This is a genomic window from Kocuria sp. cx-455 (assembly GCF_057707085.1).
On sequence record NZ_JBYIPM010000001.1, the window covers coordinates 200,035 to 214,037 of the forward strand.

Here is a 14,003-nt window from a genome sequence, read left to right on the forward strand (position 1 = left end):
GAGGGGCCGGTGGAACCCTTCCCGCGAGGGAAAAGGGTTCCACCGGCCCCCCAGGTGTCACCGCAGGACATAGGTGCCCCGAGAGGGAATCGAACCCCCGACCAAGAGATTAGAAGGCTCCTGCTCTATCCACTGAGCTACCGAGGCGGAGCGCGTGAAGCGCCAATACAGTCTAGCAACGGTTGAGCGCGGGATGGGCAATGTTCCCGCGGCGTGGCAACTGCACACCGTGGGAGACGAGCACGAGCTCACGAAGGCAATCCACATTTTGGAGTGCCTTTGTCTCCTCAGCCGTGTGAACACGGGAGCGTGGGACCACCCCTGAATTTCGGGGCACAGGTTCCGTCCTCGCGGTGTCACGAGCCACGGGGATGGCTCAAACGAAGGAGCATCCCATGCCCGAGCACATCACCCTCCGAGGATTCGTCGGCAAAGATCCCGAGTCCCACCTGTTCGAGGACGGCACCGTTGCCGCGCGTTTCCGCCTGGCCACCACCACGCGCCGGTTCGACGCCGAGAAGAACACCTGGATCGATGTCCACACCAATTGGTACTCCATCCGGTGTTTCCGCGGCTTGGCCATGCACGTGATGAACAGCGTGCGCTGTGGGCAGCCGGTCATGGTGACCGGGAAGCTGCAAGTCCAGGAGTGGATGTCCGACAACGGTCCCCGCACCACGGTTCAGGTGGACGCCACCGCCATTGGCCACGACCTCAACTTCGGCACGGCCAACTTCTCCCGCACGGGTGGCCAGGGTCAGCGTCCGCAGACGGCCGCCGGTGACGCGGACGAATCCACCCAGGATGACAGCGGTGCGAAAATTGCGGGGCTGCAGGACAACGAGCGGCTGGATGAGCACGGTCACGGGGTCATCATCCGCTCCGATCCCGATCACGCCTTCACGTCCCTGAACAATCTGCCCCGTGACCCGGACGGGACGGAGGACTCGGAGGAGGACTCCAAGGAGCGCACCCCGGTGGGCGTGGGGAGCGACTGAAAACGCCCCGACCGCAACTGCCTACCGTGCGTTGCCGGGGCCCGCATGTGACCCCGGTAACGCAACGGAGCGGCGTCGCCGGGGGAGTTGCGTGCCGGGAGCTGAACGTGGCTGGAGGAGGCGTGCGGGCGCGGTAGCCTGGAGGGTATGGCGGAATTCATTTACACCATGTCCAAAGCCCGCAAGAAGGTGGGTGACAAAGTCATTCTGGACGATGTCACCATGTCGTTCTACCCCGGCGCCAAGATCGGCGTTGTGGGTCCCAACGGTGCTGGTAAATCGACCATCCTTAAGATCATGGCCGGCATCGACCAGCCCTCCAACGGTGAGGCCCGGCTGAGCCCCGGTTACTCCGTGGGTATCCTGCTGCAGGAACCGCCGTTGAACGAAGAGAAGACCGTTCTAGGCAACGTCGAAGAGGGCGTTGGCGAGATCAAAGGCAAGCTCGATCGCTTCAACGAGATCTCCGCCGAAATGGCCGAGCCCGACGCGGACTTCGATGCGCTCATGGAAGAAATGGGCAAGCTGCAGGAAGAGATCGACGCCGCGAATGCGTGGGACCTCGACTCCCAGCTCGAGCAGGCCATGGACGCGCTGCGTTGCCCGCCGCCCGAAGCGGACGTGAAGGTCCTCTCCGGGGGTGAGCGGCGTCGTGTCGCGCTGTGCAAGCTGCTGCTGCAGAAACCGGACCTGCTGCTGCTCGACGAGCCGACCAACCACTTGGACGCCGAGTCCGTGCTGTGGCTTGAGCAGCACCTGGCCGCGTACCACGGTGCCGTTCTGGCCGTGACCCACGACCGGTACTTCCTGGATCACGTGGCCGAGTGGATCTGTGAGGTCGACCGCGGTCGCCTGTACCCCTACGAGGGCAACTACTCCACCTACCTGGACACCAAGGCCAAGCGCATGGAGGTCCAGGGCAAGAAGGACGCCAAGCAGGCCAAGCGCCTCAAGGAAGAACTCGACTGGGTGCGCACCAACGCCAAGGGCCGTCAGGCCAAGTCCAAGGCGCGTCTGGCTCGCTACGAAGAAATGGCGTCGGAGGCGGAGAAGACCCGCAAGTTGGACTTCGAAGAAATTCAGATTCCCCCGGGACCCCGTTTGGGCAACCTGGTGATCGAAGCTGAGGACTTGGAGAAGGGTTTCGGCGACCGTTCACTCATCAATGATTTGTCCTTCTCGCTGCCCCGCAACGGCATCGTGGGCGTGATCGGTCCCAACGGTGTGGGTAAGTCCACGCTGTTCAAGACCATCGTGGGTCTCGAGCCGCTCGACGGCGGCGAGCTCAAGGTGGGCGACTCGGTCCAGATCTCGTACGTGGATCAGAACCGTGAGAACCTCGACCCGGAGAAGACCCTGTGGGAGGTCGTCTCGGACGGCCTGGACTACATCAACGTGGGCAAGGTCGAAATGCCGTCCCGCGCGTACGTCTCCGCGTTCGGGTTCAAGGGCCCGGATCAGCAGAAGAAGGCCGGTGTGCTCTCCGGTGGTGAGCGCAACCGTCTGAACCTGGCGCTGACGCTCAAGCAGGGCGGTAACCTGCTGCTGCTGGATGAGCCCACCAACGACCTGGACGTGGAAACCCTGGGTTCCCTGGAGAACGCGCTGCTGGAATTCCCCGGCTGCGCCGTGGTGGTATCCCACGACCGGTGGTTCCTGGACCGGGTGGCCACCCACATCCTCGCCTGGGAAGGCACCGAGGAGAACCCGGACAACTGGTATTGGTTCGAGGGTAACTTCGAAGCCTACGAGGAGAACAAGGTGGAGCGTCTCGGCCCCGACGCCGCACGGCCCAAGCGCCTCACGCACCGTCGCCTCACGCGCGACTGACGTCCTCAACGCGCCACTTCATCGCCCCGTGGTCCCCTCGTGGACCGCGGGGCGATGCGCATTTTCGGGGGGTTAGGTTAGGCTTACCTTCGTGCCGGACTACAACGAGATGACACCATCCGATGCCCTGCCCGCCCGGGCCCTCGACTTCGAGACCGTGGTGGTCACCGGGGCGGCCGGTGGAATGGGAACCGCCCTCGTCGCGGACCTGCTCACCCGCGGCTACGCCGTTGCGGCCCTCGACCTGCCGGAGGGAAACCCGTGGCAGGAGCTCGCCCCCACGGAGCAGACCGCAGAGGCGTTGGCCGTGATCGGCCGCGGGGCGGCGACTGGACGCCTGTCCTACCGCGGGTGCTCCGTGTTCGACGGCGCGGAGGTTGCCCGCGCCCTGGATGAGATCGCCGCGTCCATGCCCCCGCTCGTGGGTCTGGTCAACGCGGCCGGCACTTTGGAGACGGGCACCGTCCTGGAGACGGACGAGGCCCAGTGGCAGCGCGTCATGGCCGTGAACGCCACCGGGGTGTTCCGGGTCAGCCGCGAGACCCTGCGCGTGATGGTGGCCCAGTGCGACCACGACCCGGCCAACCGGCGCAGCCTCGTGACGATCTCCTCGAACTCCTCGGTGGTGCCCCGCGCGCACATGGCGGCCTACGCGGCGTCGAAAGCGGCGGCCACGCACTTCACCACGAGCCTCGGACTGGAATCGGCCCGTTACGGGGTGCTGGCAAATGTCGTGGCCCCCGGCACCACCATGACAGCCATGGTCATGGGCATGTGGGGTGGCGAGGACCGCTCCGCACACATGGTCGGGGGGGGGGCCGGGGGTCTTCAAGACGGGCATCCCGCTGGGGCGGGTCGGGCGCCCGGGGGACGTAAGCGGTGTCGTGGGGTTCCTGCTGGGGGAGTCATCACGGCACATGACCATGCAGGTGCTCACCGTGGACGGCGGCGCCGCCCAGCATTGACGCCCTGGGCCCACCACAACGGGCGGCACGCACCGTGAAGCGTGTGCAGCCCGTGCGGGCGATCAGCCCTCGAGCAGGCCCCGCCAGGCGTCGAGCCGGGGGTCCTCGGCAAGGTCCACGTAGTCGACGTCGTAGCCGCGGGCAATGATCCCCTCGACCACACCCATTAAACGCACGGAGTCGAGTCCGAGATCCGTCAGATCGGCACCGGTGTCCACCTGTCCGGGCGCAACGCCCAATGCGGTGGCAACCTCGAGTCGCAGCTCCTCAACAATGTCCGGCACGTGTAATCCTCTCGAGATGACGGCAATAATTAACTAAGGTTAGCCTAACCTAAATATGTGCCACGATGCGCGATGTGCTCATCCTTCCCAGAAAGGAACACCAGCCTCGCATGGTCTCTTCGCCCAGCCTCCCCGACCCCGCCGAGTGGTTCCCGTTGACCGGTGCGCAAGAAGGGATCTGGAACGCCCAACGGCTGAATCCGTCGTCCCCCTACTACGTGGTGGGCGAGGTCGTGGAGATCGGCCCGGGTGACGTGGACGTCGACCGGCTGGCCCGCGCCGTCGGCGAGGCCGTGGCCGAGACCGAGACCCTGCGGCTCCGAGTTCGCGAGCACGAGGGCCGGGCGCAACAATGCGTCGTGAGTCCCACCGGGTACCGACCCCGCGCGGTCGACCTGCGTGCGGCCCCGGACCCGTTCGCACTCGCCGCCGCCGTAGTGGACGAGCAGCGCGCGGACATGGCTCGGCACTGCGCCCCCATGGCGGAGCGCGAACTCTTCCGCTACGTGATCCTGCGCCTGAGCGAGCAGCACGTGTGGCTCGTGCAGCTCTATCACCACCTGGTGATCGACGGGTACTCGGCTGCGCGCCTGAGCCGCCGGATCGCTGCGCTCTACCGCGCGGGACTGACGGGCGAGCCCGCACCGGCGACGGGCTACCGCCCCCTTCGCGAGCTCGTCGAAGAAGACCTGAAGTACCGGGGCAGCCAGCAGCGCAAAGCGGACGAACGCTACTGGGTCGACGCCATGACCCCGCTGCCGCCGGTGGGTGGCCGCGAGGGCGGCGCCGAGCGCTCCGGCGGGCGCACCGTGCACCTGCGGCAGACGCTCACCCCGCAGGACAGCCACCGCCTCAAGGAACTGGGCTCCGCGGCCGGGTGCACCTGGGTCGACGTGCTGCTCGGCGCATACGCCGGCTACGTCCACCGGCTCACGGGCCAGCAGGACGTGGTCGTGGCGCTGCCCATGATGGTGCGCACGACACCGGCCACCCTGAAGACCCCCGCGATGGCCGTGAACGTGCTGCCCCTGCGGGTGGCCGTCTCCGGGGCGGACACCGCCGCGAGCCTCGCGAGAAAAGTCTCCGACGCCATGGTGGGCATGCGCGAGCACCAGCGCTTCCGCGGTGAGGACCTCCCCGGCGCTCTGGGCGTCCCCGGTGCCGGCGGGCTGCTGCACGGCGTGGGAGCCAATGTGAAGGTCTTCAACCCCGCACTCGACTTCCGCGGCGTCCCGGGGCTGCTGCGCAACGTGGCCGGCGGCCCGCCCGAGGACATGGGTCTGACCGTGACCCCGGTGTCCACCGACAACGGCACCGAGATCCACCTGGGTTTCGAGACCGATCCGACCCGCGTCTCCCGGGATCGGGCGACCGCCCGCGTGCGTGGTTTCGTCACGTTGCTGCGCCGTCTCGTGGCCCCCGGCGCGCCACGGCTGGGTGCGATCTCCGCACTCGACGACGCCGAGGAGGCGGCCATCGCGCGGCGCCGCTCGGCGGCCCCCGCGGCAGGTGCGGAGAACGGTCACTTCACGCCCGTGGACCTCACCGAGGCCATCGAACGGATCGCGCTGACGAGCCCGGACGAGCCCGTCCTGGTGGACGCGCGCACCTCCCTCACCGGCACCGAGTTGGTGCGCCGAGTCCGCGTCCTGGCGCGACTGCTCGCGGAGGCGGGCGTGACGGTCGAGGAGGTGGTGGTTCTCGACCTGCCCCGCGGCCACGAGATGGTCGTGGGCATGCTGGCCACGTTGCTCGCGGGCGGCGCGTTCCAAGCGTTGGACCGCGCGCACCCGGCCGAGCGGCGTCGTGCGACCACCGACGATGGTGGCGCGGACGTCGTCGTCACGGATGCCGACGGCGATCCCTCCCTGCGCCCCGGGGCCCAGCGCATCCTGTGGGAGCGGATCGACTGGGAGGCGCCCGCGGCCGATATCGCGGTCACCGTGGGGCCCGAGAACCTGGCCTACCTGCTGCACACGTCCGGTACCACCGGCCGCCCCAAGGGCGTGGAAGTCACGCGCGCCGCACTCGGTCACCTGATCGCCCACCATCGCGCGCTGCTCTTCCCCCCGTCCCAGCGCCACAGCGGCGCGAGCCACCTGCACGTGGCGCACACGGCGTCCTTCACGTTCGACGCCGCACTGGACCAGTTGTCGTGGCTCTTCGGCGGGCACACGGTGCACGTCTACGACGCCGCGCTCACCGGGGACGCCCTCGCGTTCCTGGGCGCCCTGAGCGAGGACGGGATCGACGTCCTCGACTCCACGCCCTCACTGGCGGGGGTGCTCGTGGAGTTCGGTCTGCTGCAGCTGCCCGCTCCCGCGACCTTGATCCTGGGAGGCGAGACCCTGCCGGCCTCCCTGTGGCAGACGTCGTGGCGTCCGGGGAACTCGCCTGGAACCTCTACGGGCCCACCGAGTCCACGGTCGACGCCGCGGCGGCCCGGGTGCTTGGGCGGACCCCCACGATCGGCCGCCCCCTGGCCGGGTTGAGCGCGCACCTGTTGAACTCCGACCTGCAGCCCGTCCCGGACGGTGAGACGGGAGAGCTCTACCTGGGTGGCCCCCAGCTCGCGCGAGGCTACCGGGCGCGACCGATCGAGACCGCCACCCACTTCGTGGCGGATCCGTTCACCCCCGGCGGGCGCCTCTACCGCACGGGTGTCCTGGCCCGCTGGGAACCCGGCGTGGGCTACCTGCTGCTGGGCCGCGCGGACGACCAGGTGGAGATCCGCGGTCAGCGTGTGGAGCCGGCCGAGGTCGAGGCCCTGCTCCACGAGGTCCCGGGCGTGGCCGGCGCCGTGGTGGGGGTCATGGGCCAGGACCAGGACGTGAGTCTCGTGGCCCACGTGGTGCCCGCGCGCGGCGCCACGATCGATGCCGCCGGCGTGCGAAACGACCTGGCCCGCCGGGCGCCGTCGCACCTCGTGCCCGCGCACGTCGTGGTGCTCGACGCGTTCCCCGTGACCGTGGGCGGCAAGGTTGATCGGGCGGCCCTGCCCGCGCCGCCGGCCCCGGTGAGGCCGGCCGTCACCTCTCCGGCGGGCAGCGCCAGCGCGTGGTCCTCGCCCGGGCGCTGGCCGCCCGCTCCTCGCTGCTCGTGCTCGACGAGCCCACCTCCGCCTTGGACACCGTGACCGAGGTGAGCGTGGCCCGGGCCGTGGCCGCCCACCGCCGCGGCGCCGCCACCGTGGTACTCAGCGCCTCCGAGGTGTGGTGCGCCGCGGCCGACCGCGTGCTCACGGTGACCGAGCAGGACGTGGCACCCGAACACACCGCAGAAGGAGCGACGTCGTGAGGACCACCCAGCAGGAGCACACGCGGGATCCCGCGCTCACCCCGGTTCCCACCACGCTGCCGCGCGCCGGTGGCCGCGAGGTCCTCGGGGCGGTGGGGCGCCGGCTGCGCCCGCAACTGCCCCGGACACTCGGTTCCCTGGTGGTGCTACTGGCCTCGGCGGGTTGCGGACTCGTGATGCCCCTGGTGCTGGGGATCGTCGTGGACGCCGTGACCGGCAACGTCTCACACCGCCTCCTGATCGGGGACGGCGATCCGTGGCGCGTGCTCGCCGTGTTGCTGATCGCGCTCGCGGTGGGCTCCGCACTCAACGGGCTCGGCACGGCGTGGTCGGCGGGTGCCGCGGACCGGGTGGTGGCCTCCCTGCGCGAGGACGCCGTGGCCGCCGCACTCACCCTCGACCAGGAGCGCGCCGAGGCCGTGGGCTCCGGAGAGGTCATCTCGCGCTCCAGCGACGACGTCGCCGCGGTCACCTCCGCCGTTAACACCGCTCTGCCCTCGGCCATTGCCGCCGTCACCGGCATCGTGGTCACCGTGGCCGGGATGGTCGGGACTCATTGGGCGTTCGCCGTGGTGCTCGTGGTCGTCACGGTGCCCGTCTACGCGGTGGCCGTGCGCCGCTACCTGCGACAGGCCCCGCCCCTGTACCGCGCCGAACGTGCCCAGCGCGCCGTCCGCGCCGGCATGGTGCTCGACGCCGTCCGTGGCGGGTCCGTGATCCGCGGGTTCCGCGCCGGCGGGTTCATGCGGCGCCGGCTCGTGGTGCCCTCGTGGGTCGTCTCGCGCCTGGTGGTGCTCACGCAGATCGCGACCACCCGCTTGTTCGGCGGCGTGAACCTCGCCGAGTTGCTGGGTCTGAGCGCGCTGCTGGGGACCGCGTTCGTGCTGCTCGACACCGGCGCGGTCACGCTGGGTGCCGCGACCACGGCCGTCCTGTTCTTCCTGCGTCTCTACAACCCCATCGGCACCGCCCTGATGATGCTCGACCAGTTGCAGTCCGCGTACACGTCCCTGGGGCGCATCGTGGGCCTCGTGCGGATCGGCTCGGACCATTCCGGTGCGCGTTCCGCGGTGCCCACGACCTCCGACGCCGCCGCCGCCCGGACCGGTTCCGCCGGTTCCGCGGCCGCCGGGTCCCGCGCCGCTGCCCCGGTGGTCGTGCGTGACCTGGACGTGCATTACGGTGAGCGGCGCGCGGTGGCGGACGTGAGCTTCGACGTGGCGCCCGGGGCCTCCGTGGCCCTCGTGGGAGCCTCCGGCGCGGGCAAGTCCACGGTGGCCGCCGTCGTGGCCGGCGTGCGCACCCCGTCGCGCGGTGCGGTGCGGATCGCGGGGCAGGACCCCCACGCCCTGCCGCCCGCGGAGCGGGCTCTCGTGGTCGCGCTCGTGTCCCAGGAGAGCCACGTCTTCTCGGGGACCCTGCGCGAGAACCTGACCCTGGCCGCACCGAATTCGGGGGACCGCGCCGTGTGGGATGCCCTGCGCGCCGTCGGCCTCGCCGAGTGGGTCGAGGAGCTGCACGAAGGGCTGGACACCCCCGTGTTCGACGGCAGCCCCGTCCTCGGGGACATGCGGTGTCAGCAACTCGCCCTCGCGCGCGTCGCGCTGCTGGGCCCGAGCGTCGTCGTCCTGGACGAACCGGTCTCGCGTGCCGCACGCGGCGAGACGGAGATCCTGGCGCGGGCGGTGGCCGAGGTCAGTCGCGAGCGCACGGCGATCACGGTGATCCACCACCTCGATCAGGCGGCGCTGTGCGACCGGATCCTCGTGATGGCTGACGGGGCCGTGATCGAGGAGGGCACCCACGAAGGGCTGCTGGCCCGAGGCGGGCGCTACGCGCAGCTGTGGGAGGCCTCCCACGCGCACGAGGACGGCGCCAACGAGGGCGGCACTGCACAGCGCTGACCAGCGTGGCTCCGCCCTCGGGACGGATCGTTCAGCGCGTGAAGTTGGCGTGCCGCCGCCCGATGGGCACGATCAGGGGCCGGTCGCTCACGGGGTCCTCGATCACCCGCGCGCGCAACCCGAAGAGCTCCTCCAGCAAGGACTCCGTGATCACCTCGGAGGGATGACCGGAGGCCGCGACCCGGCCCTCGCTCATCACCACCAGGTGGTCGCTGTAGCGCGTGGCCAGAACCAGGTCGTGCAGCACCATGACCACCGTGCGCCCGTTCTCCCCGCGTAGGTCGTCGATCAGGTCCAGCAGGTCCAGGGAGTGGGCGAGGTCCAGGTAGGTCGTGGGTTCGTCGAGCAACACGATGTCGGTGTCCTGCGCCAGCGTCATGGCCAGCCAGACTCGCTGCCGCTGGCCGCCGGACAACGATTCGAGGGGCCGGTCGGCCAGGTCCGCGACCGCGGTGAGCTCAAGGGCGTGCCGCACATGGTCGTCATCGGCCACGGACCACGGCCGCAGCCAGGTGTGGTACGGGTGGCGGCCCAGCGCCACGAGTTCCGAGACGGTCATGCCCTCCGGGGCGATGGGTGTCTGGGGGAGCAGGCCCAGGGACCGGGCGGCCTGCCTGGGGGACAGCGAGTAGAGATCGGTACCGTCGAGTGTGACCCGCCCGGAACTCGGCGGCAGGAGGCGACCGAGAGCGTGCAGCAGGGTGGACTTGCCGCAACCGTTGGGTCCGATGATCGTGGTCACGGCGTGGTCCGGGATCTCGAGGGACAGCCGTTCCAGCACGGTCTTCTGGCCGTAGCCCACGTTCACGGTCTCGGCGCGCAAGCGGTGGGCGGGTGCGGTTGATGCGCTCACAGGGTGGTCCTCCGGCGTCGGGTCACGAGTACGTACAACAGGAACGGGCCGCCGATAGCCGCGGTCACCACGCCCACGGGCAGCTCCCACGGCAGCAGGACCCGGGCCACGAGGTCAGCGACGAGCACGAGCACCCCGCCGCACACCGCACTGCCCATGAGCGGCGGGTGCGCGGTGGCCTGCAAGCGCACCGCGAGCTGGGGCGCCACGAAGGCGACGAACGCCACCGGACCCGCCGCGGCCACGGCCACCGCCGTGAGCACCACGGCCGCGACGAGCAACAGCAACCGGCGGCGGGAGACGTCCACGCCGAGCGAGGACGCCGAACTCTCGCCCAGCTGCAGCGGGCTCAGATCCCGCGCGGTGGGCAGCACCAAGAGGCAGACCACGAGCAGCACGACCATCACGGGCACGAACTGGGCCATACCCCGGCCGTTGACGCTGCCCGTCAACCAGAGGGTGGCCATGGCGGCAGTGTCCGATGCCGCGTTGACCAGGATGAAGCTGACCACGGAGCCCAGCATGGAGTTCACCCCGATGCCGATCAGCACCATGCGGTATGTCTGCCCGCCGGTCCCCCGGGCGAGGAGCAGGATGAGCGCGGCGGTCAGTGCGCCACCCATGATCGCGACCGCGGGGATCAGCACGGGACTGTTGGTCCCCACCGATCCGTATCCAATGGCGATCACGGCGGCCGCGGCGGCACCCATCGTGATGCCGAGCACGTCCGGGCTCGCGAGCGCGTTGCGGGCCGTGCTCTAGGTGATGGCACCGGCCATGCCCAGAGCGAGGCCCACGGCCAGCGCCACGAGGGAGCGGGCCAGCCGCCAGTCGAAGACGACCGTGCGTTCCAGCCGCGTGCCGCCGCCGGTGAGGACGTCGACGACCGTGGAAATCGGGAGCGGGTAGTCTCCCATGCCCAGGCCCGCGACGAACACGACGCACCCCAGCACAGCGGTGATCACCATGACCACCGCGGAGCGCACGTGCACGGGCAGGAGGCAACTACCCAGGCGCACGTAGGTCGCCGAGGTCACGGGGCGCGGCCGCTCGGTGGCGGTCCTGTGCTGGGCGGTGCTCACAGTGTCACCGGGGAGCGTCTGCGGACCAGGAGGATAAAGACGGGGGCTCCCACGAGGGCGAGCATGATGCTGGCCTGCACCTCGGACGGGAGTGTCACCAGCCGACCCACGGTGTCCGCGGCGACCACGAGGATCGCTCCCAGCAGTGCCGAGGCGGGGATCACCCAGCGGTAGTCGGGGCCGCCCAGGATGCGCGCGACGTGGGGGACGATCAACCCCACGAAACCAATGGGGCCGGCCACCGCGGTGGCGGCCCCCGAGAGGATCACGATGGCCACGAACCCGACCCAGCGCACCAGGGTGGGACGTACGCCCAGGGAGCTCGCGGCGGCGTCGCCGAGGCCCAACAGCGTGAGCGACCGTCCGGAGAGCAGGGCCAGCATCGCACCCAAGAGCAGGTAGGGCAGCACGCCGTAGAGCACGCTCATCTCACGCCCCGCCACGGAACCGGCCTGCCAGAACCGCTGGACGTCCAGCGCCGCGCGGCCGGAGAGCACCAGCATCGTGGTCATGGCCGTGAGGAATGCCGTCAGCGCCGAGCCGGCCAGGATGATGGTCAGCGGGTTGGTTGCGCCGCCGCTCAGCGCGCTGATGACAAACACGATCGCGGCCCCCAGCACGGCTCCCGCGAACGCGAACCACACCTGCACGGCGGGGTCCGTGACGCCCAGGAAGAAGGCGGCGCCCACGATCATCAGCGCCGCACCGCTCGTGATGCCCAGCAGCCCGGGATCCGCCAGCGGATTGCACGCGTGTCCCTGCGTCAACGCCCCGGCGAGGCCGAGCGCGGCTCCCACGGCCACGCCCATGGCCATGCGCGGCAGGCGTTGTTCACGCACGAGGACCGCGATGTCCTCGGGGGCGGTCTCCGGGTGCACGAGCCCCTGCCACACGTCCGTCGGGGGTACCAGGCGGGATCCGAAGAACAAGCTCGTGGCCGCGCACGCGAGCACCAGTACAAGCAGGACGATCAGGACAACGGCGTGCAGAAGGGCGCGCGTTCGCGTGGTCCGCTGGTTCAGCACGCCCCATTTCCATCATGGTTAGGCTAACCTAACTTGGTATCCCCGGGGACACGCCGGGACTCACGTGGCGCGACGGCGCCCCGACTCACGGAGGTGCCCTTGGAACGACACGCCGATCCGGCGGGGGCACCGCGCGATGACGCACCTGACCACGGCGGGAGTTCCACCGCCGCCCGCGCGTACGCTGCGCTCCTGCCACCCGCCGTCATCGTAGTGGCGGCGTCACACAACGTCATGGTGCGCTTGGACCCGGCCGAGGCGCGCGCCGTGGCCGCCGCCGTGCCCTCGCGGGTTGCCGAGTTCACGACCGGTCGCGCGTGCGCTCACGAGGCCCTGCGGCGCCTCGGGGTCCCGGACGGGAGTATCGGCCGGGGCAGCCGGGGGGAACCCCTGTGGCCGGCCGGTGTGGTGGGCAGCATCACCCACTGCGACGGTTTGCGGGCGGCGGCCGTGGCGCGCCGCGGCGAGGTCACGGGCGTGGGCATCGACGCCGAACCCCACCTCCCGCTGCCCGCGGATGTCATGGAGCTCACGCTCACACCGCCCGAAAAACGTCGCGTGGGGCACTTGAGCGCGGCGGTCCCGGAGATCGCGTGGGACCGGGTGGTCTTCAGCCTCAAGGAGGCCACGTACAAGCTGTGGTACCCGCTGCGCCGGGAGTGGCTCGGCTTCGAGGAGGTGGACGCCGCGGTGCACACGGACGGGACGTTCACCGTGGAACTGCCGCGACCGCTGCCCACCCCGGACGGGGAGGTGCTCGTGGTGCGCGGTCGATGGGCCGTGACGGACGGGCTGCTGCTCACGGCCGCGGCACTGACCCCGGCAAGGTCGTCCCCTCAGCGGTAGTTCAGGGGAAATCCGGCAGGCGCATCATGCCCTCTTGGGCGGTGGTGGCGATCAACGTGCCGTCCCGCGTGAACATGCGACCCACGCCCAAACCGCGGGCCGAGGATGCGCTGGGGGAGGCCTGGACATACAGGATCCATTCGTCCGCGCGCGCGTCGCGGTGCCACCACATGGCGTGATCCAGGGACGCCACGTTGAGGCCGGGTTCGACCCAGGATTTACCGTGGCGGCGCAGCACGGGTTCGAGCATCGTGTAGTCGGAGGCGTAGGCCAGGGCCGCGCGGTGGATGTGGGGGTCATCGGGCAGAGGCGCGAGCGCCTTGATCCACACGGCGTTGTACGCCTCGTGGGTGCCGCGCCACGGCAGGAACAGGGGCTCGGTCACGTAGCGCATGTCGAACGGACGCTCGAACGCGGTGGCCCGGGCCTCCGGGAGGTCGATACTGCCCAGCAGATCGCGCAGGGTGGGTAGCGACTCGGGGTCCGGGACGCCGGCCGGCATGTCGTCCTGGTGATCCAGGCCGCCCGCGGGAGCCTGGAACGACGCAATCATGGACAGGATGGTCTTGCCGTCCTGGTAGGCGTGGATCCGGCGGGCGGAGAAGGAACGCCCGTCGCGAACGCGCTCCACACCAAAGGTGATCGGGAAATTCACGTCCCCGGGGCGCAGGAAGTACGCGTGCAACGAGTGGATGGCCCGTTCCTCGGGAACCGTCCGCATGGCCGCCATCGCGGCCTGAGCAAGGACTTGCCCGCCGTACACCCGATTGCGCATGCTCGTGATCGTCTGACCGACGAAAATGTCCTCGAGGGTTCTGGCCCCTCCACCGTCTGCCAGGTCCAGCATGTGGAGCAGGGCTTTCACGGGTTCCTTCTGGGGATCAACACTCATGTGCTCCATCCTAGTGCTGGCCCGGAT

The 14,003-nt window shown here is 70.0% G+C and carries 12 protein-coding genes, 1 tRNA gene and 1 pseudogene; 8 read left to right on the plus strand and 6 right to left on the minus strand.

Annotated elements, in window-relative coordinates; all coding sequences use genetic code 11:
• Nucleotides 1-74: 74 nt before the first annotated feature.
• A tRNA-Arg gene (locus AC3ENJ_RS00935) sits at nucleotides 75-147 on the minus strand.
• A 248-nt stretch (nucleotides 148-395) separates the two neighbouring features.
• Here AC3ENJ_RS00935 and AC3ENJ_RS00940 point away from each other — a divergent pair.
• The 3 genes from AC3ENJ_RS00940 to AC3ENJ_RS00950 all read left to right on the plus strand — a co-directional run bounded on the left by AC3ENJ_RS00940 (nucleotide 396) and on the right by AC3ENJ_RS00950 (nucleotide 3,831).
• A complete protein-coding gene (locus tag AC3ENJ_RS00940) occupies nucleotides 396-998 on the plus strand; it encodes a single-stranded DNA-binding protein (RefSeq protein ID WP_431812756.1) in 603 nt (200 codons plus the stop codon).
• Between the two features lie 147 nt (nucleotides 999-1,145).
• Nucleotides 1,146-2,828: an energy-dependent translational throttle protein EttA gene (ettA, locus tag AC3ENJ_RS00945; RefSeq protein ID WP_431812757.1), complete on the plus strand. Its 1,683-nt coding sequence runs from the start codon at nucleotides 1,146-1,148 to the stop codon at nucleotides 2,826-2,828.
• A gap of 91 nt (nucleotides 2,829-2,919) precedes the next feature.
• Nucleotides 2,920-3,831, plus strand: a complete 912-nt coding sequence (locus tag AC3ENJ_RS00950; RefSeq protein WP_431812758.1) for an SDR family NAD(P)-dependent oxidoreductase — start codon at nucleotides 2,920-2,922, stop codon at nucleotides 3,829-3,831.
• A gap of 24 nt (nucleotides 3,832-3,855) precedes the next feature.
• On the opposite strand, the gene AC3ENJ_RS00955 is transcribed toward AC3ENJ_RS00950, so the two are convergent.
• Nucleotides 3,856-4,077, minus strand: a complete 222-nt coding sequence (locus tag AC3ENJ_RS00955) for a phosphopantetheine-binding protein (protein ID WP_190807155.1) — start codon at nucleotides 4,075-4,077, stop codon at nucleotides 3,856-3,858.
• A gap of 110 nt (nucleotides 4,078-4,187) precedes the next feature.
• On the opposite strand from AC3ENJ_RS00955, the gene AC3ENJ_RS00960 reads away from it, so the two are divergent.
• The 4 genes from AC3ENJ_RS00960 to AC3ENJ_RS00975 are packed head-to-tail and all read left to right on the plus strand — an operon-like array spanning nucleotide 4,188 to nucleotide 9,278.
• Entirely contained in the window at nucleotides 4,188-6,569 is a 2,382-nt protein-coding gene (locus tag AC3ENJ_RS00960; RefSeq protein ID WP_431812759.1) for a condensation domain-containing protein, read from the plus strand.
• Entirely contained in the window at nucleotides 6,452-7,213 is a 762-nt protein-coding gene (locus AC3ENJ_RS00965) for an AMP-binding protein (RefSeq protein WP_431812760.1), read from the plus strand. Before AC3ENJ_RS00960 ends, AC3ENJ_RS00965 begins: the two co-directional genes overlap by 118 nt.
• On the plus strand, nucleotides 7,135-7,374 hold the full coding sequence (locus AC3ENJ_RS00970) for a P-loop NTPase family protein (protein ID WP_431812761.1): 240 nt from the start codon (nucleotides 7,135-7,137) through the stop codon (nucleotides 7,372-7,374). Before AC3ENJ_RS00965 ends, AC3ENJ_RS00970 begins: the two co-directional genes overlap by 79 nt.
• Nucleotides 7,371-9,278 carry an ABC transporter ATP-binding protein gene (locus tag AC3ENJ_RS00975; protein ID WP_431812762.1) on the plus strand — a complete coding sequence of 636 codons (1,908 nt, stop codon included), beginning with the start codon at nucleotides 7,371-7,373 and terminating at the stop codon, nucleotides 9,276-9,278. The genes AC3ENJ_RS00970 and AC3ENJ_RS00975 overlap by 4 nt, the downstream gene beginning before the upstream one ends.
• Nucleotides 9,279-9,309: 31 nt before the next feature.
• Here the strand turns inward: AC3ENJ_RS00975 and AC3ENJ_RS00980 are convergent, their stop codons facing one another.
• From AC3ENJ_RS00980 to AC3ENJ_RS00990, 3 genes and pseudogenes are all read right to left on the minus strand, one after another.
• Nucleotides 9,310-10,131 (minus strand): ABC transporter ATP-binding protein, encoded by an 822-nt coding sequence (locus tag AC3ENJ_RS00980; protein ID WP_431812763.1) that lies wholly within the window; start codon nucleotides 10,129-10,131, stop codon nucleotides 9,310-9,312.
• A pseudogene (locus AC3ENJ_RS00985) lies at nucleotides 10,128-11,099 on the minus strand (FecCD family ABC transporter permease). The gene AC3ENJ_RS00980 and the pseudogene AC3ENJ_RS00985 overlap by 4 nt, the downstream one beginning before the upstream one ends.
• Before the next feature lie 110 nt (nucleotides 11,100-11,209).
• Nucleotides 11,210-12,238 (minus strand): FecCD family ABC transporter permease, encoded by a 1,029-nt coding sequence (locus AC3ENJ_RS00990; RefSeq protein WP_431812764.1) that lies wholly within the window; start codon nucleotides 12,236-12,238, stop codon nucleotides 11,210-11,212.
• Between the two features lie 99 nt (nucleotides 12,239-12,337).
• Here AC3ENJ_RS00990 and AC3ENJ_RS00995 point away from each other — a divergent pair, with 99 nt between their 5' ends.
• The gene (locus AC3ENJ_RS00995) at nucleotides 12,338-13,084 is read left to right on the plus strand and encodes a 4'-phosphopantetheinyl transferase family protein (protein WP_431812765.1); all 747 of its coding nucleotides are present in this window, start codon (nucleotides 12,338-12,340) and stop codon (nucleotides 13,082-13,084) included.
• Between the two features lies 1 nt (nucleotide 13,085).
• Here the strand turns inward: AC3ENJ_RS00995 and AC3ENJ_RS01000 are convergent, their stop codons facing one another.
• Nucleotides 13,086-13,976, minus strand: a complete 891-nt coding sequence (locus AC3ENJ_RS01000; RefSeq protein ID WP_190807159.1) for an acyl-CoA thioesterase — start codon at nucleotides 13,974-13,976, stop codon at nucleotides 13,086-13,088.
• Nucleotides 13,977-14,003 lie beyond the last annotated feature (27 nt).